Genomic DNA, 21,259 nt, shown 5'->3' on the forward strand with positions numbered 1-21,259 from the left:
ATAACTCATTGCCGATCCTCGGTACAGTACGGACATGCACTCCGCCGTGTCCGACCACGTCCTCGCCGACCTCGCCGACGTCGTGCTCCGGATCTCGCGGGAGATCGACCCGCACGGTGCCGGGGCGCTCGACATCGTGCCGCTCACCGGGACCGAGGCGCTCGTGATGCGCTGGGTCGACCGCAACCCCGGCACCTCGCCGAGCGCGACGGCGGAGGCGACCGCACTCCAGCGCAGCAACCTCAGCGTCGCGCTGCGGTCCCTCGTGTCGAAGGGGATGGTCGAACGCCGGCACGACCCGGACGATGCGCGGACCGTGCAGCTGCACTCGACGGACCTGGCGCGGGAGAGCATCGGACGCCTCCGCGCGCACTGGGCCGGCAAGCTCCGGGACGCGCTCGGCGACGACGACGGGGTGTCCGATGCGGTCGCGCTGCTCGACCGCATCGACCACGGACTCCGCGGGGTCTAGTCCTGCGGCGCGTCGTCCTCGATCGGGAGCAGCCGACGAGCCCCGTGCCCCTCGTCGCCGAGCGTGTCGCCCGGGTTCACGACCGAGCACGCACCGAGTGAGACGCAGCCGCACCCGATGCACTGCGTCATCTCCTGCTGCAGCCGCTCGAGTTCGAGTTGGCGGGCCCGAAGTCGCGCACGCCACCGTTCGTTCAGTCGGTTCCAGTCGCGCAGGGACGGCATCCGGTCGGCCGGCAGCGTGCGGAACTGCTCGGCGACCTCGCTGAGCGGGATGCCGAGCCGCTTGGCCACCTGGATGATCGCGATCCGGCGTTCGACGTGGCGGGGGTACATCCGGGTGCCACCGTCGGTGCGCTCGGGTCGGATCAGGCCCTTGCGCTCGTAGAAGTGCAGGGCCGACGCGGCGACCCCGGTGCGGCGGACGATCTCGCCGATCGGCAGCAGGTCGGTCGGACGCGGCGGCTGGATCTCGACCATGGTCGAGATCCTACGGCGGGCGGGCGGACGGGAGGCGCGGGGCGGGCCCGCCACGGGCCTCCCGTCGCCCGTCGGCCGGGTCTACCGCTGCTGGAACGACTCCCAGAGCAGGAACGCGGTGAACAGGACGAACGGCGTGCACGCCACCACGTTGAGCCAGCGGTGTTCGACGACCACCGCGACGAACTCGCGCAGGAACGCGCTCGGCACGTAGTACGGCGCCGTGCGTGCACCGACGACCTGCGCCGGCAGGTCGAGCCGCCGCGCCAGGGTGGCGGCGCGGAGCACGTGGTAGTCGTTCGTGACCACGACGACCTGACCGTCCCGCCCGGCCTCGGCCTGCACGGCCCGCGAGAGCCGCAGGTTCTCGCGGGTGTTGCGGGACTCGGTCTCGGGACGGACGTCGTCGGGGTCCGCGCCGTTCGCCAGCAGGTACTCCGCCATCGCCGTGCCCTCGGCGCGGGGTTCGTCGTCGCCCTGCCCGCCGGAGGGGATGAGCAGCGGCCGACGCCCGGCGGCGCGCTCGGCGCGGTACACGACGAGTGCGCGGTCGAGGCGGCTGCGCAGCAGGGGCGGCACCTCACCGCGGATCAGCCCGGAGCCGAGGACGACGATCTTGTCCGGCACGGTGCCGTGACGCATCCGGCCGTACACGACGGAGTACACGGCGAACGCGACGAGCGACACGGCGAAGTACCCGCACACGAACACCATCAGCACGGCGACCGCGATCCGGGTGCCGTCCCAGAGCGTGAACCCCTCGCCGCTCGCCGCCACGAACAGTGCGATCGCCACCGCGGGCAGCACGAAGACGAGCACCCCGGCGAGCAGGGAGAGCGTGTTGCCGAGGCTGCGCCCCTCGGAGCGGAGCATCCGGAACCCGTTCGCGATGAGGGCCACGCCGAGCACGACCACCGCGAGCGGCACGAGCAGCAGCACGGTGCCGACGACCAGGCTGAACCCGGGCACCACGAGCGTCAGGGCCGCCACGGCCGTGGCGAGCGCGAAGAACGCGGCGGCCGTCAGGAACACCCCGTTGCGGAGCATCCGCGGGTCCCGCCGTCTGCTCACGACGTACAGCAGCAGGAAGACCAGCGCGAAGACGGCGGGCGCACCCACAGCGGTCATCGGGCGGCCGAACGGAGCGCGGTCATGCGCTCCACGGTACCGGTCGATGGTCAGGAGACCGCCCGGCGGATCAGGTCGGCGACGGTCGCTTCGTCCGCCGCGGAGAACTCCGGCGTGATCGCACCGGCGGGGCGATCATGCACCCGATCACGCTCGCTGCGCTCGTCCGACGGCGCTGGTGGCAGGCTCGGACCATGACCTACATCGCCAGCGACGACCGCTACGACTCCATGACGTACCGCCGCACCGGCCGCTCCGGCCTCGACCTGCCGCTGCTCTCCCTGGGGTACTGGCACAACTTCGGCGACGACGTGCCGTTCGAGACGCAGCGCGCGATCAGCCGTCGGGCCTTCGACCTCGGCATCACGCACCACGACCTCGCGAACAACTACGGCCCGCCGTACGGTGCCGCCGAGGTGAACTTCGGGCGCCTGATGCGTGAGGACTTCCGCCCCTACCGCGACGAGATGGTCGTGTCGACCAAGGCCGGCTGGGACATGTGGCCGGGGCCGTACGGGCAGGGCGGCGGCTCGCGCAAGTACGTGCTCGCCTCGCTCGACCAGTCCCTGCAGCGCACGGGCCTGGACTACGTCGACGTCTTCTACTCGCACCGACTCGACGCCTCGACCCCGCTCGAGGAGACGATGGGGGCGCTGCACACCGCCGTCCAGCAGGGGAAGGCGCTCTACGTCGGCATCTCGTCCTACGACGCCGACCGGACCCGGCAGGCCGCTGCGATCCTGCGCGACCTCGGCACCCCGCTCCTCATCCACCAGCCGTCGTACTCGATGCTCAACCGCTGGATCGAGACCGAGGGCCTGCTCGACGCCGCCGGCGAGCTCGGCTTCGGCGTGATCGGGTTCACCGCCCTGGCGCAGGGCCTGCTCACCGGCAAGTACCTGGACGGGGTCCCGTCGGACTCGCGCGCCGCCGCCGGCAAGTCGCTCGACGCGTCGAGCATCACCCCCGAGGTCGTCGGGCACCTCCGGGCGCTGGACGACGTGGCCTCGGCCCGCGGGCAGTCCCTGGCGCAGCTCGCCCTGGCGTGGGCGCTGCGTGACGAGCGGGTGACCTCGCTCGTGATCGGGGCGTCGAAGGTGTCGCAGCTCGAGGACAACGTCGCGGCGCTGTCGAACACCTCGTTCACCGACGAGGAGCTCCGCACCATCGACGAACACTCGGTCGGCATCACCGACGTCGACCTGTGGGCGGGAGCGCGCGCCGGCGAGGTCTCCTGACCGCTGGGGCTACCGGCGGTCCGGCCCCGCGCCCACCGGCGTGCGGCCGCGCAGTCGCTCGCGGCTGAGCGCCGGCAGCGCGAACCCGGTGTCGCGCTCGAGCACGTGGGTGCCCGGCGCGACGATGGCGTCGATCGCGTCGAGCAGCCCGTCGTCGAGGACGATCTCGGACGCCTGCACGTAGGCGTCCACGTGCGAGACGGTGCGCGGTCCGATCACCACGGAGGACACGTCGGGGTGGGTCAGGGCGAAGGCGACCGCGAGCTCCGACACGGTGAAGCCGGAGTCGTCGGCCAGGCGTCCGAGCCGGTCGGCGACCTCGAGCTTCCGACGGTTCCGCGGTGCGCCGATGTCGTACGCGTCCGGGTGCTCGTCGACGTGCGGTGAGCGGGGTTGGACGGTGCCGGCGCGGTAGGTCCCCGCGAGCCAGCCGCCGGCGAGGGGTGCTCCCGCCAGTACCCCGAGGCCGAAGCGACGGGCGATCGGGAACACCGTGCGCTCCGCCGTGCGGGTGAGGACCGAGTAGGGCACGTGCGTCGCGGTGGCGCTCTTCGACCCGGACCGGAGCCACTGCGCCTCGACGAGTTCCTCGGCGGGGAAGCCGGGGATGCCGAAGGCGCGGATCTTGCCCTGCGCCACGAGGTCGGCGAGGGCGTCGAGCGTCTCGTCGAGCGACGTCGCCGGGTCCGGCAGCGCCGGCTGGTACAGGTCGATGACGTCGGTGCCGAGCCGCTGCAGGCTCCGCTCCACGGCACGGAACATCCACCGCCGCCCGTTGCCCCGGTGCGCCGGGTCCTGGTCGACGGGGGCGCCGAAGCGCACCGACAGGAACACGTCCTCGCGCCGACCCGCGATCGCCGCACCCACCGCGGTCTCGGCCAGGCCCGCACCGTCGGCGTCCGAGACGTCGACCGACGTCACGCCGCGGGTGAGGGCCTCGAGCACGAGGGTGACGCCGGCCGACGGGTCGTGGGCCGCGACGCCGGCGACGGCACGCGTCCCGAGCGTCAGCGAGCTGACGGGCGCCCCCGTGCGCCCCATGCGTCGCTGTTCCATGCGCGCCACGATATGGGCCGGGCGGGACGCGGGACCCTCCGGTGACGAAGCATTACCCCTGGCCCGGACCGGAACGATTGGTACGATGGGCGCAGTTCTGAAACACGCAGTGTGTATCTACCGGCCGCCGGCTCCCCGGCGGACAACGGCGGCACCCGATGGGTCCGCCCCCACCGAACCGGGCCGGGCCGAGAAGGCACACCCCCATGCTCCACACCAGTCCCACCCCGTCCGCGCCCACCGCGGACCGCACGGACACCACGACCGCCGGCGACGCCTCGCTCGTCTCCCTCGCCGGACGCTGGTACTTCCCCGTGGCGTTCATCGCCCGTCTGCCCTTCGCGATGATGGTCGTCGGGGTCCTCACCCTCGTCGTCGCCGCGCGTGACTCCGTCGCCCTCGGCGGCGTCAACTCCGCCTCGGTCGGCATCGGTGCCGCGGTCTTCGGGCCGCTCGTCGGCGCCGCCGCCGACCGGTTCGGCCAGCGTGCCGTGCTCGTCCCCGTCGGCCTCGTCAACGCTGCGCTGCTCGGTGCGTTCCCCTTCGTCGTCAGCGGCAGCGCTCCCGACCTGGCCGTGCTCGCGATGGCGTTCTGCATCGGGGCGTCCGCGCCCCAGGTCGCGCCGATGTCCCGCACCCGGCTCGTCGCGATCATCGCGCAGCGCATGCAGCCGGCCCGCCGCGAGAAGACCCTCAGCGGCACGATGGCGTACGAGTCGGCCGCCGACGAGACCGTCTTCATCATCGGACCGTTCCTGGTGGGCATCCTCGCCAGCGCGATCGCCCCCTGGGTGGCCGTCGCCGGTGCGTCGGCGCTGACGTTCGTGTTCGTGACCGCGTTCGCGTTGCACCCCACCGGCAAGCTCGTGCTCGGGCAGCACGAGGAGGTCGCCCAGGCTCCGGCCCGTCAGCTCCTGCGCCCGCGGCTCGTCGTCGTGGTCGTCGGGATCCTCGGCATCGGTCTGTTCTTCGGCTCGACCCTGACGTCGCTGACGGCGTTCATGGAGACCCACGGCGAGGCGTCCCAGGCGGGCCTGCTCTACGGCCTGATGGGCATCGGTTCGGCAGGGCTCGCCCTCGGGTCCGCCGCGTTCCCACGGTCGTTCGGCCTCGGCTGGCGCTGGCTCGTGTTCGGGGTCGTCCTGCTCGGCGGCGCGATCGCGTTCTCGCAGGCGGACTCCGTCGTGGCGGTCGGCATCGTCCTGGCGGTCATGGGCGTCGGGATCGGCCCGACCCTGGTCGCCCAGTACAGCCTCGGTTCGGACCGCTCACCGGTCGGCCGCTCCGCGACCACGATGACGATCCTGGGGTCCGCCGTGATCGTCGGGCAGTCGATCGCCTCCGCCGTCACGGGCGACCTGGCGGAGCAGCACGGCACGCCCGTCGCGATGGTGCTCCCCGCGGCCTCGGCAGCGGTCGTCGTGCTGGCGGCCGTCGTCAACCTGCTGCTGCGTCGCCGGACGGCCGCCTGACCGTCAGGACTCGGTGTCGTCGACCAGCAGGTCCTCGTGCCGGTAGTCGTCCGCCCGCAGCCCGGCGCGGGCGATCATGTGCGTCGAGACGGGCACCAGGAACAGCTGGAACACCATGATGGGCAGGACGACCCAGAACGCCGTCCAGGTCCCCACCGCGACCACGATCGCGGCCAGCCCGAACGCGAGCCCGAGCACCTGCGGCTTCGCCATGGCGTGCAGGCGGACGAGCGGGTCCGGGAACCGGACGATGCCGACCCCCGCGCCGAGGGACAGCACCGAGCCGACCAGCAGCAGGGCGAGTGCGATCCACGCCCGCACGCCGGCACCGTCGAGGAACGCCTGGATGATCTCGGTCACGACTGCTCCTCTTCTTCGACGGCGTGCTCGGGGGTGGTGGCGGTGAGCCCCTCGTCCGACGGGTCCGACGACGGGGTGACCGCTCGGGCCACCGCGATGGTGGCGAACACGCTCGTCGCGGCGATGACCACGAGCACGGGGATCCCGGTCAGGTCGCGCCGGACCACCATCGACGCGGCGATCACGACGAGCACGGTCGTCAGGACCATGTCCGATCCGATCATCCGGTCGAGGATCGTCGGGCCGCGCACGATCCGGAACACCGCGAGTGCCAGGGTGGCGCCGAGCAACGCCAGGACGAGGGCGATGCCGATCCCCATGACGACGACGGCGGCGCTCATCGGGTGACCTCCGGCAGCGGTTCGGACAGTTCGGCGACGTCCTGCTTCGACCCCAGGGCGCGGATGACCATCGCCTCGATGCCGACGGCCTCGCGTCGGGCCGCCTCGACCTGTTCGACCCGCTCGGTGTCGAGCACGTGCAGCAGCAGGCGCCGGCGCCGGAGGTCGACGTCGGCGACGTACGAGCCGGGCACCAGCGAGATCGCGAGCGTCGCCAGCGTGAAGGTCATCTCGGCGGTGGAGTGCAGCTGGACGAGCGTGATCGAGCTGCGGCGGACGCCCCGCGGCCGGAACGCGACCCAGGCGACCCGGAAGGACGCCACGACGACGAGGCCGGACCACACCACCAGGAACCGGACCGCGTGCACGATCGAGAACCGCGCCGACAACGGGACGGGCGGGAGCGGCAGCGCCTGGGTGACCAGGAGTGCGACCACGATGCCGCACAGCAGCGTCAGCGGAGTCCACGAGCCCCAGAGCAGCGCCCACAGGACGGTCAGGCCTGCGACGAGCGGGACGTCGTACCGCCACGCCACCGCGATGCGGCGGGCGTTCGCGACGTGTCGGGTGTCGGTGTTCACCGGTCACCCCCGAGGACTGCCTGCACGTACCGGTCCGGTGACTCGAGCGACTCCGCTGCGCGGGTCGCGTAGCCGTAGAGCGGGCCGGCGACGACGGTCAGGGCGACGGATCCGAGGACCGCGACCGTCGTCACACCGACGAGCATGCGCGGCAACCGGACCTTCGTCGGCGCCTCGCCGACCGTGGCGGTCGACCCGGTGGTCGGACGGGAGGCACTGCTCGCGTGGGGTGCGTCGGTGACCGTCACCGAGCCTCCCGGGTGGAAGGCCTCACCCGTCTCCTCGGAGACCGTCAGGGGGGCGGGTTCCGGCGACCGCAGGTGGGCGTGCGGCTCGGCGGTCGTCGCGTGCGGCGCCGCGGCCTCGGCCGCGGGCTTCGGTCGCCAGAAGGCGGCGTCCCACACGCGCATCAGCGCGTAGAGCGTCAGGAGCGACGTGACCACACCGGCGGCGATCGTGACGTACGCCATCGGGGAGCCGTCCTCGGCGGCGGCGCGGAACAGCCCGAGCTTGCCGATGAAGCCCGAGAACGGTGGGATGCCGCCCAGGTTGAACGCGGGGACCAGGTACAGCGCCGCCAGCAGCGGAGCAGCCTTCAGCAGGCCGCCGAGCGACCGGGTCGACGTGGTCCCGCCGACGCGTTCCATCAGGCCCGACACCAGGAACAACGTGGTCTGCACGACGATGTGGTGGACCGTGTAGAACACCGCGGCCGCCGTCCCCGTGACCGTGCCGAGTCCGACGCCCATCACCATGAAGCCGATGTGGCTGATGAGCGTGAAGGACAGCAGCCGTTTCACGTCGGTCTGGGACACCGCGCCGAGCACCCCGACCACCATCGTCAGCACCGCCACCACGAGCAGCACGGTGTTCAACTGCGGCCCGGGGAAGATCACCGTCTCGAGGCGGATGATCGCGTAGATGCCGACCTTCGTCAGCAGGCCGGCGAAGACGGCCGTGACCGGGGCGGGAGCGGTCGGGTACGAGTCCGGCAGCCAGAACGCCAACGGGAAGACCGCCGCCTTGATGCCGAACCCGATGAGCAGCATCGTGTGCAGGAGCAGCTGCACGTGCTCGGGCAGCTCGGCGACGCGCTCGCTGATCTGGGCGATGTTGACGGTGCCGGTCGCGCCGTAGACCAGGCCGATCGCGGCGAGGAAGATCGCCGACGCGATCAGGCTGGTCACGATGTACGTGGTGCCGGCCCGGACGCGCTGTTCACTGCCGCCGAGGGTGATGAGCACGTAGCTCGCCACGAGGAGCATCTCGAACGCGACGTACAGGTTGAACAGGTCACCGGCGATGAACGAGTCCAGCACACCGGCGGCGAGGACCAGGTAGGTCGGGTAGAAGATCGTGACCGGTGCCTCGCCGTCGTCGGCCGCGAGCCCCTGACCGATCGAGAACAGCAGGACGATGAGCAGCACGCTCGCGCTCACCGTGAGGAGCAGGGCGCTCAGGCGGTCGACCACGAGTGAGATGCCGTACGGGGCGTCCCAGCCGCCGACCTGCACGACGATGGTGCCGTGGTGGTCGACGAGCACCATGAGGGTCGCGGCGACGGCCAGGGCGACGACGAGCACCACGACTGTGATCGCCCGCTGGAGCTTCTGGTGACGCAGCAGGCCCAGTGCGACGGCTGCGCCGAGCAGCGGGACGAGGACGAGGAGCGGGACGAGCCAGGTCATCGGGTCGCCTCCTGTTCTGCGTCGGTGGTGGTCTCCGGGTCTTCGTCGGCGGGTTCGTCGCGATCGCGCCCGATGGCGGCGTCCGCTTCGTCGACCTCGACCTCGTCGGCGCGGGACAGCTGCCATGAGCGGTGGATGAGGGCGAGCAGGAACGCGCTGACGGCGAAGGTGATCACGATCGCGGTCAGGGCGAAGGCCTGGGGGAGCGGGTCGGTGATGCCCTCGGCGGACTTGCCGATCGGTGGGTTGCCGGCCGCTCCGGACATCACCAGCAGGAGCAGGTTCAGGGCGTTGCCGAGCAGCAGGAAGCCGAGCAGCATCCGGGTCAGGGACCGTTCGAGCAGCAGGTAGACGCCGCAGGAGAACAGCACGGCCATCGCGATCACGAGGACGAGGGTGACGGTCATGTGGCGCTCCCTTCCGGGGTGGGTGCCTCGAGGGTGTCGTGGACGGACCCCTCGGTGGTGTCGCGCGTGGGCGTCGAGGCGTCCTCGAGGCGTTGCCGGTCGACCTCGGCGCCGAGGCTGCGGAGGACGTCGAGCACCAGGCCGACGACGACCAGGTACACGCCGATGTCGAAGAACGTGGCGGTGACGAACTCGACGTGGCCGAGGATCGGGACGGTCGCCTCGAAGAACTCGGAGTACAGCGCCTCACGACCGAAGAACAGCGGCACGATCGCGGTGATCGCCGCCGTCGCGACGCCGAGCCCGAGCAGTCGACCGGCGCGGACCGGTGCTGCGGCTCCGAGCTCGGCGGGGCCGCCGGCCAGGTAGCGGGCCGCCAGGGCGATGCCGGCGACGAGGCCACCGGCGAAGCCGCCGCCGGCCGCGTTGTGCCCGGCGAACAGCAGGTACACCGACAGGACGATGAGCCCGTGGAACAGCAGCCGGACGACCACGTCGAGGAGTGCCGAGCGGCCGGTCGGGATCGCGGCGCTCGTCGGCAGCCAGGCGCGCGGTTCGCCGTCGGTGCGCTGGCCGTCGGCGGTGAGCTTCTCCGGCAGGTCACGGAGGCGCGGCAGCGTGTCCTCGCGGGAGTTCACGAAGATGAGGCTCGCGACGCCCGTCGCCGCGGCGACGACGACGGTGAGCTCCCCGAGGGTGTCCCACCCGCGCAGGTCGACGAGGGCGACGTTGACGACGTTGAGGCCGTGCCCGAACGAGCTCGTGAGCGCCGGCAGGTCCGGCCAGATCGGGTCGGCGGTGCGTGCGGACGCGGCGACGATGACGACGATCGCCAGGGTCAGGCCGGCGAGACCCGCGAAGAGTGCACGGACGATGCGGAACCGGCTCGGGTTCGTCGTCGCGATGCGCGGGGGGAGCCGCCGCAGCACCAGGACGAACGCGATGAGGGTGACGGTCTCGACCACGAGCTGGGTGAGCGCGAGGTCGACGGCGCCGTGCAGGACGAACAGGACGGACATGCCGTAGCCGGTCACGCCCACCAGGACGGCGGCGGCGAAGCGGGTCTTCGCGGTGAGGACGGCGATGGCGCCGACGGACATCACGATGACGACCGGGATCTGGCCCCACGAGTCGGAGAACCGGACGTGGAACTCCCACGGCCCGCCGAGCACGAGGTTCGCCAACGCTCCCGCGACGAACACCGACAGGATCACCGTCAGGTAGTAGGGGAGCGAACCGCGCTGGACTCCGGCGGTCAAGCCCGTCGCGAAGCGGTCGAGGCCCCGCATGAGGTGCCGGTACGTGCCGGAGGCGCTCGGGAACCCGGCGAGCCGGTGCTGCAGTGCTTCGACCGGTCGTCGCAGGGCGAACAGCGCGAGACCGCCGACCAGGGTGACGGCCGAGATGCCGAGTGCGGGTTCGAGGCCGTGCCAGAGCGCGAGGTGGGGGACTTCCTCGCCGGCGAGCGAGGACACCGTCGCCGCGGGCTCGAGGCCGTGCGCGACGACCGGCGTCAGCAGGCCGAGGGCGAGACCGGTCAGGGCCAGGATCGACGGCACCACGCCCAGGCCGTGCAGGGCGTGCGGTTCGGTCTGGGCGATGTCGGGCTTGCGGGCGAACGCGCCCCAGAAGAAGCGGAGCGAGTACGCCACCGTCAGCACCGAGCCGAGCGTCACACCGACCAGGGCGAACCACGCCCAGCCGGCGTCGGGGCCGTGCAGGGACTCGGTGAAGCCGGTCAGCACGGCTTCCTTCGCGACGAAGCCGATCGTCGGCGGGATGCCGGCCATCGACACGAGTGCGAGCGCGGCGACGACGGCGAGCCACGGTGCCTTCCGGCCGAGGCCGCTCAGGCGTCCGAGGTCGCGCGTGCCGGTGGTGTGGTCGATCGCGCCGACGACCAGGAAGAGGGTGGACTTGAACGCGGCGTGCGCCACGAGCAGGGCGACCCCGCCGAGCGCCACCGCGGGCGCGCCCCACCCGGCTGTGAGCACGAGGAACCCCAGTTGCGCGACGGTGCCGTAGGCGAGCAGGAGCTTGAGGTCGGTCTGGCGGAGCGCGCGGTAACCGCCGATGAGCATGCCGAGGACACCGAGCACGGTGATGGTCTCGCGCCAGCCGTCGAGCAGTGCGAAGACAGGGGCGAGCCGGGCCACCAGGTAGATGCCCGCCTTCACCATCGCCGCGGCGTGCAGGTACGCGCTGACCGGGGTCGGCGCGGCCATCGCGGCCGGGAGCCAGAAGTGGAACGGCACGATGGCCGACTTCGTGAGCGCACCGAGCAGGACCAGGACCACGGAGACGGTGACGATCGGACCGGTCGGCGGGGCGGCGATGATTCCGGAGAGCGAGGTCGTGCCCGCCGTGACCGACAGCACCACCAGGCCGGCGAGCATCGCCAGGCCGCCGGCGGTGGTGACGACGAGTGCCTGCATCGCGGCGGCACGGCTCGCGCGTTTGTCGGCGTCGTGTCCGATGAGCAGGTACGAGAAGACCGTGGTGGCTTCCCACAGGACGAAGAGCACGATGACGTCGTCGGCGAGGACGAGGCCGAACATCGATCCGGCGAACGCGGTCAGCACGCCCGCGAACCGGCCGATCCCCGGTTCGTCCCGCCCGAAGTACGCGGCGCAGTACACGAGCACGAGCGCCCCGACGATCGACACCACGAGTGCGAGCACCCACGACAGGGCGTCCATCCGCAGTGTGATCTCGAGGTCGAGCTGCGGGACCCACCGGTGCCGTTCGACGACGCTGCCGTGCAGGGCCGCATCCGTCTGCAGCACCGTCAGCACGGCGGCGGCTGCGGGTGCGAGGGCCGCGACGTAGAACACGCGGCGGCCGAGGACGGGGGTCAGGGCGGGGACGATCAGGGCGACGATCGCGAACGCGACGAGGACGAGGACCATCGGGCACCTCCTCGGGGTCGGGCTGCAGTCCGGCTCACTGGGCCCTCACAGCCTACGAAGAGCGGCATGTGGAGAACCTGTGCGACCGGACAGGCTGCCTGCGCTCGGTTCACACTGTGAACACCACTCTGCCCGTGCTCCCGGCGGGCTGTCCGGCCCACGTCGCCCCGACGTCCGACAGCGCCACGGCCGTCGCGTCGACCCGGATGGTCCCGTCCACGATCGCGCCGACGATGCCCGGGAGCTCGGCGACGAACCCGGCGCGACCGACCGAACCCTGGCCGCTGCCGACGAGCGTCAGGCCGGAGGAGCGCAGCGCGGCGGACGGGATCGTCGCCTCGTGGCCCGCGGTGGAACCGATCGCGATCCAGTCGAGTCGGCGGCCCGGGTCGGTGCGGGCGGTGACGACGGCGCGCATCACGTCCACCGCGGGCTGGCCCCAGACGTAGTCGATGACCACGTCGACGTCCGCCGCCGCTGCGCCGAGGGCATCCACGTCGCCCAGTGGCAGCACGACGTCGGCACCGAGCGCGGTGAGGCCGGCCAACCGCTCCGGGTTGCGACCGCTCGCGACGACGTGCGCGGCACCGAGGTGCTTCGCCACCTGCACCGCCGCGGTGCCCGAGGCCCCGGTCGCGCCGAGCACGAGGACGCGGCTGCCCGGGGCGAGGTCGATCCGCCGGCGCAGGGCCACCCACGACGACAGCACCGGGTTGACGCCCGCGGCGACGGTGACGGGGTCGGCGCCGTCGGGCAGGATGACGCTCGATCGTGGGTCGACCGCGACGCGCTCGGCCATGGTGCCGCGGGTGTCGCTCGCGACGGCGACGTACCGGAGCGTGCCGTCGGGGAACCGGGCGACCCCGTCGACGCCGGGGACCAGGGGGAGCGCACCCTCGCTCGTGTAGTGCGAACCGTCGGCCTGCGACCGGACCCGCGGGTGCAGGCCGGCGGCGACGACGTCGACCACGACCTCGCCGGCTCCGGGGGTCGGTTCGTCGAACTCCTGCCAGGTCGGAGTCTGACCGAACCCGGTGACGACTGCTGCGTGCATGGTGTCCTCCATTTGCTTCGTGTTACGAACAAAGTAGTTCGCATCACGAAGTTCGTCAACTAGGCTGGAACCGTGCAGGAGATGACCGAGGACGAGCAGCTCGTCGATGCCCTGGGCGAGTCCGCGTTCCGGACCATGGGCCCGCTGACGGGGCTCGCGGCCGATGCGGGGTTGTCGCTGACGCAGCTGCGGGTCCTCGCTATCCTGCGCGACCGTCGTCTGCGGATCGGTGACCTGGCGCAGTACCTGGGGCTCGAGAAGTCGACGATGACCGGGCTGGTGGCGCGCGCGGAGAAGAAGGGCTTGCTCGCTCGGCAGCCGAACGCGGACGACGCCCGCGCGGTGGACGTCGTGATCACCGACGCCGGCCTCGAGGTGGCGCGTTCGCTCGAGGGCGCGATCCGCGATGCCCTGTTGCCGCTCACCGCTCGGTTGCCGGAGCGGGATCGGCGGCAGCTGCGCGGGCTCCTGGAGCGGATGCTGCGCTGAACCCTCAGCGGCCGTGCGCGCGCGACGGGATCTGCGTCGCGAGCTTGCCGCCGGAGACGTCGAGCAGGGTGCCGGTGATGTACGCCGAGGCGTCGCTCGCCACGAACACGAGCAGGTCGGCGACGTCGTCGGCGGTCTCCCACCGGCGCAGCGACAGCGTGTCGAGCAGGCGGTCCTGCGCCTCGGTCGGGATGGTGGCGAACCCGTTCATCGCGGTCGGGACCATGCCCGGCGCGTACGCGTTGACCGTGATGCCCCATGGACCGAGCTCCGATGCGAGTACCCGGGTGAACGAGACGACCGCCGCCTTGGACGCCGCGTAGGCCGCACTGCCGACACTCGGCACGATCGCGGCGAACGAGGCGGCGTTGACGATCCGACCCCGTCCCGCGGCCTGCATCACCGGCGCGACGGCCTGACTCATCAGGAAGGTGCCGCCGAGGTTGACGTCCATGCAGCGGCGCCAGGCATCCCACTGCAGCTCGGCGACGGTGCCCTCGACGTTGATGCCGGCGTTGTTCACGAGCACGTCGATGGTGCCGTGGCGCGCGACGACCTCGTCGACGGCGGCGCGGACGGACGCCGGGTCGGCGACGTTGCACACGACGTGGTCGAGCGGGAAGTCGGGCTCGAAGCCCAGGTCGAGGGCGACGACGCGGCAGCCCTCCGCGACGAACCGGTCGGCGAGCGTCCGCCCGATCCCGCGTGCTGCTCCGGTCACGACCACCACGCGGTCGGTCAGGTCGAGGTGCATCGTTGCTCCTGTCGTCGGTGCCTTCAATAGGCATACTATTCGAGCATGACGGATCAGCGTGTGCTCTGGGTCACGGGTGGGGGCAGCGGCATGGGGGCCGCGAGTGCCGAGGCAGCGGCACGTGACGGCTGGTCCGTGGTGCTCAGTGGGCGTCGTGTCGACCGGCTCGAGCAGGTCGCAGGTGCCATCCGGGACACCGGTGGCACCGCGGAGGTCCTGCCCCTCGACGCGAACGACCCCGACGCGGTGGCAGCCGCGCGGGACACCGTGCTCGAACGGCACGGCCGACTCGACGGGCTCGTGCTGGCGGCCGGGCTCAACGCCCCACGACGCCGGTGGGCCGACCAGTCGCTGAACGACTTCCGCGCGATCGTGGACACGAACCTCACCGCCGTCGTCACGCTGGTGGACGCCGCGCTGCCGGCGCTCCGCGCGGCCGGCGGCGTGATCGTGGTGGTGTCGTCGTACGCCGGGTGGTCCTTCCAGCCGGGGGCGGGTGTCGCGTACTCCGCGAGCAAGTCCGCGCTCGCGTCGGTCGTCCGGACGCTCAACCAGCAGGAGGCCGAGCACGGCGTGCGTGCCACGCACCTGTGTCCGGGCGACGTCGCGACCGACTTCCTCGACCAGCGGCCGGAGGTCCCCGACGCGGCCGCCCGGCAGCGCATGCTCCAGCCGGAGGACGTCGGGCGCACGGTCGCCTTCGTGCTCGGGGCGCCGGCGCACGTGCGCATCGACGAGCTCGTGCTGTCGCCGGTCTCGCAGCGGTGACGAGCACCTTCGAACGGGTCCTCGACCAGGTCGGGGCCGCCGTCGTCTCCGGTGAGGTCGCCGTGGGCAGCCGCCGGAGCGTCGACGACCTGGTGGCCTGGACGGACGCCAGTCGCAGCATCGTCCGCGAGGCCGTCCGCGTCCTCGTCGCCCTCGGCCTGCTCACCGCGCGGCGCCGGGTGGGCGTGACCGTCCTCGGCGTGCAGGAGTGGGACGTCCTGGACCCGCGGGTGGTGCGGTGGCGACTGCAGGGTCCCGACGGTGACCGCGTGGCGGTCGAGCTCCGCGAGCTGCGTGCGGCGGTCGAACCCGTCGCCGCTGCCGCAGCGGCCCAGCGGGCAGCGCTCGACGAGTGCGCAGACCGACGGGAGGCCCTCCGCACCACCGCGGACGAACTCGCCGCCGCCGCGACCCGCGACGACCGCCTCGGGTTCGTGATCGCGGACGTGCGGTTCCACGCGCTCGTGCTCGACCTGTCCGGCAACGCGCTGTACCGACGACTGCACCAGGTCGTCGGCCAGGTGCTGCGCGAACGCGGGAGCGTCCGCCCGGACCGTCACGACGTCGGCCTCCACCTCGCACTCGCCGATGCCGTCCTCGACGGTCGCCCGGACGATGCGGCCTCGACGATGCGGGCGATCGTCGACCGCACGTGAACGGAGCGCCCCGGACCTGCGAGGATGGACCCGGCGCGCCCCTCCGGTGCCCGTGGAGGGTGAGTCGTGGACGCAGCACAGGACCTGGTGGTCCAGCTCGTCGGTACCCCGTGGGCGTTCTTCGTGGTCGGCCTCGTGCTCGCCGTGGGCAGTGTCGCGGTCTTCCTGCCCAGCCAGGCACTCGTCGTCGCGATCGGCACGCTCCTGGTGGGCGGTGACGGCGGCCTCCTGTCGGTCCTCTTCCTCGTCGTCGCAGCCTCCATCGGCATGGTCCTCGGCGACCTCGGGCTGTACCACCTGGCGCGCTCGGTCGACCTCGGCTCGCGGTCGTGGTTCGCGCGTCCGAAGGTCCGTGCGGCCCGGGACGCCATCGACGGCCGCTACCGTGCCGCTCCCGGACGCATCGCGGTGCTCGGACGCTTCATCCCGATGGGCCGGCTGACGACGAACCTGGTCGGCGCGGACAGCGGGCTCGACCTCCGGCGGTTCCTGGCCAGCTGCGTGATCGCCGACGTCGTGTGGGCCGCGTACTGCGTCGGCATCGCCTCGGCCACCGGGCGCTGGAGCCGCGAGCAGCCCTTCCTCGTCACGACCCTCGCGGTCGTGGCGTCGATCCTGCTCGGCCTCGCGATCTCCGCGATCGAGAAAGCCGTGCGACGTCGCAACGAGGCGGCGGCCGCGGCCTGACGAACGTAGGGTGGGCACACCGTTCGAAGGAGAGCCCGTGCTGCTCGACGACCTCGTACCGAATCCTGACGCGCTCGAGCGCATCGCCACCGGCAGCACCTGGGCGGAGGGCCCCTGCTGGATCCCGGCGACCCGCACCCTGCGGTGGTCGGACATCCCCGGGGACCGGATCCTGCAGTGGCACGCCGACTCCGGCGAGACGACCTCGTACGCCGACGGAGTCGAGTTCACCAACGGCCGGACCCTCGACCGCGACGGCAGCGTCGTCCAGTGCTCGCACGGGCTCCGGCGGGTGGAGCGGGACCGCGACGGCACGGTCACGCCGATCGTCGACGCCTGGGACGGCGGCCGGCTGAACTCGCCGAACGACGTCGTCGTCGCCCGCGACGGCAGTGTGTGGTTCACCGACCCGGCCTACGGCATCACGCAGCCGCGCGAGGGGCACCCCGGTGCGCGCGAGTACGGCGACCACTGGACGTTCCGCTGCGGGCCGTCCGGCGAGGACCTGCGCCCCGTGGCGACCGACGTCGACGAGCCGAACGGCCTGGCGTTCGACCCGTCCGAGCAGGTCCTCTACATCGCGAGCTCGTCGGCGGACGAACCGGTCATCCGGGCCTACGACCGCCGCGGTGACAGCGGCGACCTGCTCAAGAACGGCCGGGTGTTCGCGCGACTCGCGCCGGGCGAGGGGGTACCGGACGGGATCCGGGTGGACGTGCACGGCAACGTGTGGTCGTCGTCGCACCGGGGTGTCGTGGTGATCGACCCGTCCGGCGATCGGATCGGCGAGGTGGCCGTCCCGGAGGTCACGTCGAACCTGTGCTTCGGCGGTGACGACGGCACCACGCTGTTCCTCACCGCGACGACCTCGGTGTACCGGATCGCCACGACGACGCGGGACGCTGCCGTATCCTGACTCGGCCATGCAGTGCGACTACTTCGACCGCGGGGTGTGCCGGTCGTGCACACTCATGGGGCAGCCCTACGCCGACCAGGTCCTCGACAAGGAACTGCGCACCCGCGAACTCCTGCACGACGCCGTCGAGGCAGCGGGCGGCCCCGGAGCGGTCGCGTGGTCGCCGGCGATCACGAGTCCCGAGGCCGGGTACCGGAACAAGGCGAAGATGGTCGTCGGCGGCTCGACCGAGCACCCGACCGTCGGCATCCTCGACCACCGGCAGCGCGGCGTCGACCTGCGGCACTGCGGGATCTGCACGCCCGGCATCCGGCACGCGCTGCCCCTGCTCGCCGACTTCGTCACGACCGCGGGGCTGATCCCGTACGACGTCGCGGCCCGACGCGGCGAGTTGAAGTACGTCCTGGTCACCGAGTCGCCCGACGGTGAACTGATGGTCCGGTTCGTCCTGCGGTCCGAGGGGCAGGTGACGCGGCTCCGCCAGCACCTGGGTGCGCTGCGTGACGCCCTGCCGAACGTCGTGGTGGTCACGGCGAACCTGCTGCCCGAGCACAAGGCCGTGACCGAGGGCGACCGCGAGATCGTGCTCACCGAGCAGGAGACGCTGCCGATGCGCCTCGGCGGGATCACGATGCACCTGCGGCCGCAGAGCTTCTTCCAGACCAACACGGGCGTCGCCACCGAGCTGTACGCCCAGGCCTCGGCGTGGATCGACGAGCTCGACCCGGCGTCGATGTGGGACCTGTACTGCGGCGTCGGAGGGTTCGCCCTGCACGCCGCACGGCCGGGCCGAGTGGTGACCGGCATCGAGACGAGCGCCGAGGCGATCCGCTCGGCGAAGCAGTCCGCGCGCGAGGCCGGGCTGGAAGGCCTCCGGTTCGCCGCCGACGACGCCACGGAACACGCACTCCGCGCCCGACCCGACGCCGTGCCCGAGCTCGTCCTGGTGAACCCACCGCGACGCGGGATCGGCGAGACGCTGTCGACCTGGCTCGAGGGATCAGACGTGCAGCACGTCGTCTACTCGAGCTGCAACCCGGTGACCTTGGCCAAGGACCTGGCGCGCATGCCGTCGTTCCGACTGCGTCGCGTCCGGATGCTCGACATGTTCCCCCAGACCGGCCATCTCGAGGCCGTCACCCTGTTGTCGCGGACGTGATCCGGGCCTCCCGGTCGGCATTGCCAGGGAATTGCCAAGGTGACGTACCCGGGTACGGGGCGATCACCATGGCCATGGGCATCGCGGCGTACAGGTTCGCCACCGGGGGACATAGCACCAACGGGTAGAACCGTTTGTCTCGGTTTGATAACGACGAAGAGTTTCCTATGGTTGCCGACCGAGGTGCCGCCGGCCCGATGACCACTGCCCCCGGTGGCGCACCCCACAACTGACCGCGATCGGTCGGGGTGGGCAGTGGATTCCGCGTTCGAAGCGGCTCGTGACCCCGGTGGAGCAATCACATGAAGAAGCTTTCCCGTACCCGCACCATCGTCGGCGGCCTCGCGTTCGCCGGCATCGCCGCGACCGGTGTCGGCCTCGCGGCAACCCCCGCGAACGCTGCGTCCGGCTCGACCTGGGACGCCCTCGCGCAGTGCGAGTCCGGCGGCAACTGGGCCATCAACACCGGCAACGGCTACTACGGCGGCCTGCAGTTCAACCTCGGCACCTGGCAGGCGAACGGTGGTGTCGGCAGCCCCGCCGGCGCGAGCCGCGAGGCCCAGATCGCCGTCGCCGAGCGCGTCCTGGCCACGCAGGGCTGGGGTGCCTGGCCCGCCTGCTCCGCGCAGCTCGGACTGAGCGGCACGAGCGGCGCCGCACCGGCCGCCGCCGCACCGGCTCCGGCAGCCCCCGCCGCTCCGGCCCCGACGCAGCAGGCCGCACCGGCCCCGGCTGCCCCGGAGCAGGCCGCGCCGAGCACTCCGGCTCCGGCGCCCGCGCAGGAGACCGCACCGGCCGCCACGACGCCGAGCAAGCCCGCCGCCGTGAAGACGAGCGGCAAGACGTACACGGTCGCCTCGGGCGACACGCTCGACACCATCGCCACCAAGCTCGGGATCGACGGTGGTTGGAACAAGCTGTGGGCCGCGAACACGTCGACCATCGACGACGCGAACCTGATCTACTCGGGCCAGGAGCTGCAGCTCCCCGCCTGATCGTCCCTCGGGACCAACACGACGACGCCCCGCGACCTCGGTCGCGGGGCGTCGTCGTGCGTGGCGCGTGTCGAGACGGACGGGAGTGCTACTGCGGGTTGTCGGACAGCCAGGCCGCGACGTCGTCGGAGCGCAACGCCTGCGACAGCGAGCCGACCGCCAGGTCGTTGAGCATGACGATGGACTGCCCGTCCGGGGAGGTCCCGGACCCCGCCGTCGGTACCGTGAAGGTCTCGAGGTCGTCGGTCCGGACGTCGCGCAGCGACCACCCGAGGCCGATCAGCGTGGGGAACGAGAGCCCGGCGTCCACCGCGAGGTGCTCGCTCGTCGCGGTCACGAAGTCCTGGATGCGTCCGGGGTTCGTGATCGTGCCACGGGAGAGCAGTCCGTCCACGATGCCGCGCATGAACGCCTGCTGGTTCCGCACGCGCGTGTGGTCGGCGTCGGCGAAGGCGTACCGCTCGCGGACGAAGGCGAGTGCGGCGTCGCCGTCGAGTCGGTTGGCGCCGGCGACGAAGTCGTGGCCGCGCGCGGAGAACGCCCGGCTGGAGTCGACCGGGACGCCGCCCAGTGCGTCGGTCATGCCCGTGAAGCCGGTGAAGTCGATCTCGGCGACGTGGTCGACGCGGACGTCCAGCAGCTGCTCGACGGTCTGCACCGTGAGCGGGACACCGCCCCACGCGTACGCGGCGTTGATCTTGGCGCGCCCGTGACCCGGGACGTCCACCCACGAGTCGCGCATGATCGACATGAGGTAGACCGCCTGCCGGTCGGCAGGGATGTGCGCGAGCATCAGGGTGTCGGAGCGGCCACCGGCGTCCGAAGGCTTGCCGTCCGGTCCCCGGGCAGCCCGTGAGTCGGAACCGATGAGCAGGATGTTCTCGCCACCGGAGGCGGTCGGGCGGGTCCCGCTCGGGAACGGGTTCGCGATGACGTCGCGGCCGGCGTCGAAGCTGCGCGCCAGCCCGCCGACGAAGATGCTCGCGACGACGGCGACCACGGTGGCGATGCCGACGAGTGATCCGACCGTCGCGAGCAGCGCGACGAGGAAGGGTCGTCGGCGCTTCGGGCGGCGGGCGGTCCGTGCTGCGGTCTCGGCGGCCTGACGGGCCGCCCGTCGTTCGGACATGCGGGACTCCTGCGGATTCGGTCGGCCGTGCCACCGACCGACCAATCCTACCGCATGTGGTATGTCGCGTACTGGGTGTCACCGATCGGGCTGCGACGGCTTCCTGAGGAGTCCGTTGAGGGTAGCTCGCAGTGTCGGATCGTCCGGCAGGACCTCGCGCTCGATGTGTCGAGCGGTCTCCCATGCCCGGCGTCCGTGCTCCGTCACCGTCACGAGCCGGCGACGTCGGTCGTCGGGGTGCGGGGTGCGCTCGACGAGGCCGTCCCGCTCCATCCGCTCGAGCGTCCGTGACATGGTCTGCGGCTGCACCCGTGCCGTCCGTGCGATCGTGTCGGCACCGGTGGGCCCCGTCCGGATCAGGATGTCGACCGCGATGAGGGCTGCGTGCGGCAGTCCGATGGCGCGGAGTCGTTCGTCCCAGTCCCGTTCGACGGAGCGTGCGGCGGCCGAGAGCAGCCGACCGAGGGGCCACTGCTCGGTCGTGTCGTCCATGGCCGCAGTCTACGGTCGACACCGGCCGC

General features: G+C 72.0%; 23 protein-coding genes. 10 read left to right on the forward strand and 13 right to left on the reverse strand.

Features of this window, described 5'->3' with window-relative positions:
- Positions 1-34: 34 nt before the first annotated feature.
- The gene (locus KZI27_RS02720; protein WP_260232947.1) at positions 35-472 is read left to right on the forward strand and encodes a MarR family winged helix-turn-helix transcriptional regulator; all 438 of its coding nucleotides are present in this window, start codon (positions 35-37) and stop codon (positions 470-472) included.
- Here KZI27_RS02720 and soxR read toward each other — a convergent pair.
- Together soxR and KZI27_RS02730 are read right to left on the reverse strand one after the other, a co-directional pair.
- Positions 469-951 carry a redox-sensitive transcriptional activator SoxR gene (gene soxR / locus KZI27_RS02725; RefSeq protein WP_222659217.1) on the reverse strand — a complete coding sequence of 161 codons (483 nt, stop codon included), beginning with the start codon at positions 949-951 and terminating at the stop codon, positions 469-471. The two genes, KZI27_RS02720 and soxR, sit on opposite strands and share 4 nt — an antisense overlap.
- Before the next feature lie 81 nt (positions 952-1,032).
- Positions 1,033-2,079 (reverse strand): YdcF family protein, encoded by a 1,047-nt coding sequence (locus KZI27_RS02730; protein ID WP_222659218.1) that lies wholly within the window; start codon positions 2,077-2,079, stop codon positions 1,033-1,035.
- 194 nt (positions 2,080-2,273) lie between these two features.
- On the opposite strand from KZI27_RS02730, the gene mgrA reads away from it, so the two are divergent.
- Entirely contained in the window at positions 2,274-3,317 is a 1,044-nt protein-coding gene (gene mgrA / locus KZI27_RS02735; RefSeq protein WP_222659219.1) for an L-glyceraldehyde 3-phosphate reductase, read from the forward strand.
- A gap of 9 nt (positions 3,318-3,326) precedes the next feature.
- Here the strand turns inward: mgrA and KZI27_RS02740 are convergent, their stop codons facing one another.
- Entirely contained in the window at positions 3,327-4,373 is a 1,047-nt protein-coding gene (locus KZI27_RS02740; protein WP_222659220.1) for an aldo/keto reductase, read from the reverse strand.
- A 206-nt stretch (positions 4,374-4,579) separates the two neighbouring features.
- Here KZI27_RS02740 and KZI27_RS02745 point away from each other — a divergent pair, with 206 nt between their 5' ends.
- The gene (locus tag KZI27_RS02745) at positions 4,580-5,845 is read left to right on the forward strand and encodes an MFS transporter (RefSeq protein WP_222659221.1); all 1,266 of its coding nucleotides are present in this window, start codon (positions 4,580-4,582) and stop codon (positions 5,843-5,845) included.
- 3 nt (positions 5,846-5,848) lie between these two features.
- Here the strand turns inward: KZI27_RS02745 and KZI27_RS02750 are convergent, their stop codons facing one another.
- The 7 genes from KZI27_RS02750 to KZI27_RS02780 all read right to left on the reverse strand — a co-directional run bounded on the left by KZI27_RS02750 (position 5,849) and on the right by KZI27_RS02780 (position 13,185).
- Entirely contained in the window at positions 5,849-6,205 is a 357-nt protein-coding gene (locus KZI27_RS02750) for a cation:proton antiporter (protein ID WP_123310850.1), read from the reverse strand.
- Positions 6,202-6,546 carry a sodium:proton antiporter gene (locus tag KZI27_RS02755; protein WP_222659222.1) on the reverse strand — a complete coding sequence of 115 codons (345 nt, stop codon included), beginning with the start codon at positions 6,544-6,546 and terminating at the stop codon, positions 6,202-6,204. The genes KZI27_RS02750 and KZI27_RS02755 overlap by 4 nt, the downstream gene beginning before the upstream one ends.
- Positions 6,543-7,127, reverse strand: a complete 585-nt coding sequence (locus KZI27_RS02760; protein WP_123310848.1) for a Na+/H+ antiporter subunit E — start codon at positions 7,125-7,127, stop codon at positions 6,543-6,545. Before KZI27_RS02760 ends, KZI27_RS02755 begins: the two co-directional genes overlap by 4 nt.
- A complete protein-coding gene (locus KZI27_RS02765; RefSeq protein WP_123310846.1) occupies positions 7,124-8,815 on the reverse strand; it encodes a Na+/H+ antiporter subunit D in 1,692 nt (563 codons plus the stop codon). The genes KZI27_RS02760 and KZI27_RS02765 overlap by 4 nt, the downstream gene beginning before the upstream one ends.
- Positions 8,812-9,222: a Na(+)/H(+) antiporter subunit C gene (locus tag KZI27_RS02770; protein ID WP_123310844.1), complete on the reverse strand. Its 411-nt coding sequence runs from the start codon at positions 9,220-9,222 to the stop codon at positions 8,812-8,814. Before KZI27_RS02770 ends, KZI27_RS02765 begins: the two co-directional genes overlap by 4 nt.
- On the reverse strand, positions 9,219-12,131 hold the full coding sequence (locus KZI27_RS02775) for a Na+/H+ antiporter subunit A (protein WP_222659223.1): 2,913 nt from the start codon (positions 12,129-12,131) through the stop codon (positions 9,219-9,221). Before KZI27_RS02775 ends, KZI27_RS02770 begins: the two co-directional genes overlap by 4 nt.
- A 109-nt stretch (positions 12,132-12,240) precedes the next feature.
- Entirely contained in the window at positions 12,241-13,185 is a 945-nt protein-coding gene (locus KZI27_RS02780) for a zinc-binding alcohol dehydrogenase family protein (RefSeq protein WP_222659224.1), read from the reverse strand.
- Positions 13,186-13,266: 81 nt separating this feature from the next.
- On the opposite strand from KZI27_RS02780, the gene KZI27_RS02785 reads away from it, so the two are divergent.
- On the forward strand, positions 13,267-13,674 hold the full coding sequence (locus KZI27_RS02785) for a MarR family winged helix-turn-helix transcriptional regulator (protein WP_261784259.1): 408 nt from the start codon (positions 13,267-13,269) through the stop codon (positions 13,672-13,674).
- A gap of 4 nt (positions 13,675-13,678) precedes the next feature.
- Here KZI27_RS02785 and KZI27_RS02790 read toward each other — a convergent pair whose 3' ends face one another.
- Positions 13,679-14,428 carry an SDR family NAD(P)-dependent oxidoreductase gene (locus tag KZI27_RS02790; RefSeq protein ID WP_222659226.1) on the reverse strand — a complete coding sequence of 250 codons (750 nt, stop codon included), beginning with the start codon at positions 14,426-14,428 and terminating at the stop codon, positions 13,679-13,681.
- 45 nt (positions 14,429-14,473) lie between these two features.
- Here KZI27_RS02790 and KZI27_RS02795 point away from each other — a divergent pair, with 45 nt between their 5' ends.
- The 6 genes from KZI27_RS02795 (at position 14,474) to KZI27_RS20345 (ending at position 19,609) form a co-directional block, all read left to right on the forward strand.
- The gene (locus KZI27_RS02795) at positions 14,474-15,196 is read left to right on the forward strand and encodes an SDR family oxidoreductase (protein ID WP_261784033.1); all 723 of its coding nucleotides are present in this window, start codon (positions 14,474-14,476) and stop codon (positions 15,194-15,196) included.
- Entirely contained in the window at positions 15,193-15,852 is a 660-nt protein-coding gene (locus KZI27_RS02800; protein ID WP_222659227.1) for a FadR/GntR family transcriptional regulator, read from the forward strand. The genes KZI27_RS02795 and KZI27_RS02800 overlap by 4 nt, the downstream gene beginning before the upstream one ends.
- 66 nt (positions 15,853-15,918) lie before the next feature.
- Positions 15,919-16,539 carry a DedA family protein gene (locus KZI27_RS02805; RefSeq protein WP_222659228.1) on the forward strand — a complete coding sequence of 207 codons (621 nt, stop codon included), beginning with the start codon at positions 15,919-15,921 and terminating at the stop codon, positions 16,537-16,539.
- A gap of 37 nt (positions 16,540-16,576) precedes the next feature.
- The gene (locus KZI27_RS02810; protein WP_261784035.1) at positions 16,577-17,455 is read left to right on the forward strand and encodes an SMP-30/gluconolactonase/LRE family protein; all 879 of its coding nucleotides are present in this window, start codon (positions 16,577-16,579) and stop codon (positions 17,453-17,455) included.
- Positions 17,456-17,462: 7 nt separating this feature from the next.
- The gene (gene rlmC, locus KZI27_RS02815) at positions 17,463-18,614 is read left to right on the forward strand and encodes a 23S rRNA (uracil(747)-C(5))-methyltransferase RlmC (protein WP_222659230.1); all 1,152 of its coding nucleotides are present in this window, start codon (positions 17,463-17,465) and stop codon (positions 18,612-18,614) included.
- A 302-nt stretch (positions 18,615-18,916) separates the two neighbouring features.
- On the forward strand, positions 18,917-19,609 hold the full coding sequence (locus tag KZI27_RS20345; RefSeq protein WP_222659231.1) for a transglycosylase family protein: 693 nt from the start codon (positions 18,917-18,919) through the stop codon (positions 19,607-19,609).
- 88 nt (positions 19,610-19,697) lie between these two features.
- Here the strand turns inward: KZI27_RS20345 and KZI27_RS02825 are convergent, their stop codons facing one another.
- Together KZI27_RS02825 and KZI27_RS02830 are read right to left on the reverse strand one after the other, a co-directional pair.
- Entirely contained in the window at positions 19,698-20,738 is a 1,041-nt protein-coding gene (locus KZI27_RS02825) for an LCP family protein (RefSeq protein ID WP_222659232.1), read from the reverse strand.
- A 78-nt stretch (positions 20,739-20,816) separates the two neighbouring features.
- Complete coding sequence (locus KZI27_RS02830) at positions 20,817-21,230, reverse strand: MarR family winged helix-turn-helix transcriptional regulator (protein ID WP_222659233.1); 414 nt, start codon at positions 21,228-21,230, stop codon at positions 20,817-20,819.
- Positions 21,231-21,259 lie beyond the last annotated feature (29 nt).

The sequence above is a fragment of the Curtobacterium sp. TC1 genome (genome assembly GCF_019844075.1).
Taxonomy (GTDB): domain Bacteria; phylum Actinomycetota; class Actinomycetes; order Actinomycetales; family Microbacteriaceae; genus Curtobacterium.

What these genes read in the sequence shown, in the direction of transcription:
- KZI27_RS20345 (WP_222659231.1), top strand. Translation starts at nt 18,917, where the DNA reads ATGAAGAAGCTTTCCCGTACCCGCACCATCGTCGGCGGCCTCGCGTTC.
- KZI27_RS02730 (WP_222659218.1), bottom strand. Translation starts at nt 2,079, where the DNA reads ATGACCGCTGTGGGTGCGCCCGCCGTCTTCGCGCTGGTCTTCCTGCTG.
- KZI27_RS02795 (WP_261784033.1), top strand. Translation starts at nt 14,474, where the DNA reads ATGACGGATCAGCGTGTGCTCTGGGTCACGGGTGGGGGCAGCGGCATG.
- KZI27_RS02790 (WP_222659226.1), bottom strand. Translation starts at nt 14,428, where the DNA reads ATGCACCTCGACCTGACCGACCGCGTGGTGGTCGTGACCGGAGCAGCA.
- rlmC (WP_222659230.1), top strand. Translation starts at nt 17,463, where the DNA reads ATGCAGTGCGACTACTTCGACCGCGGGGTGTGCCGGTCGTGCACACTC.
- KZI27_RS02755 (WP_222659222.1), bottom strand. Translation starts at nt 6,546, where the DNA reads ATGAGCGCCGCCGTCGTCGTCATGGGGATCGGCATCGCCCTCGTCCTG.
- KZI27_RS02830 (WP_222659233.1), bottom strand. Translation starts at nt 21,230, where the DNA reads ATGGACGACACGACCGAGCAGTGGCCCCTCGGTCGGCTGCTCTCGGCC.
- KZI27_RS02765 (WP_123310846.1), bottom strand. Translation starts at nt 8,815, where the DNA reads ATGACCTGGCTCGTCCCGCTCCTCGTCCTCGTCCCGCTGCTCGGCGCA.
- KZI27_RS02825 (WP_222659232.1), bottom strand. Translation starts at nt 20,738, where the DNA reads ATGTCCGAACGACGGGCGGCCCGTCAGGCCGCCGAGACCGCAGCACGG.
- KZI27_RS02780 (WP_222659224.1), bottom strand. Translation starts at nt 13,185, where the DNA reads ATGCACGCAGCAGTCGTCACCGGGTTCGGTCAGACTCCGACCTGGCAG.
- KZI27_RS02740 (WP_222659220.1), bottom strand. Translation starts at nt 4,373, where the DNA reads ATGGAACAGCGACGCATGGGGCGCACGGGGGCGCCCGTCAGCTCGCTG.
- soxR (WP_222659217.1), bottom strand. Translation starts at nt 951, where the DNA reads ATGGTCGAGATCCAGCCGCCGCGTCCGACCGACCTGCTGCCGATCGGC.
- KZI27_RS02770 (WP_123310844.1), bottom strand. Translation starts at nt 9,222, where the DNA reads ATGACCGTCACCCTCGTCCTCGTGATCGCGATGGCCGTGCTGTTCTCC.
- KZI27_RS02785 (WP_261784259.1), top strand. Translation starts at nt 13,267, where the DNA reads ATGACCGAGGACGAGCAGCTCGTCGATGCCCTGGGCGAGTCCGCGTTC.
- mgrA (WP_222659219.1), top strand. Translation starts at nt 2,274, where the DNA reads ATGACCTACATCGCCAGCGACGACCGCTACGACTCCATGACGTACCGC.
- KZI27_RS02775 (WP_222659223.1), bottom strand. Translation starts at nt 12,131, where the DNA reads ATGGTCCTCGTCCTCGTCGCGTTCGCGATCGTCGCCCTGATCGTCCCC.
- KZI27_RS02745 (WP_222659221.1), top strand. Translation starts at nt 4,580, where the DNA reads ATGCTCCACACCAGTCCCACCCCGTCCGCGCCCACCGCGGACCGCACG.
- KZI27_RS02720 (WP_260232947.1), top strand. Translation starts at nt 35, where the DNA reads ATGCACTCCGCCGTGTCCGACCACGTCCTCGCCGACCTCGCCGACGTC.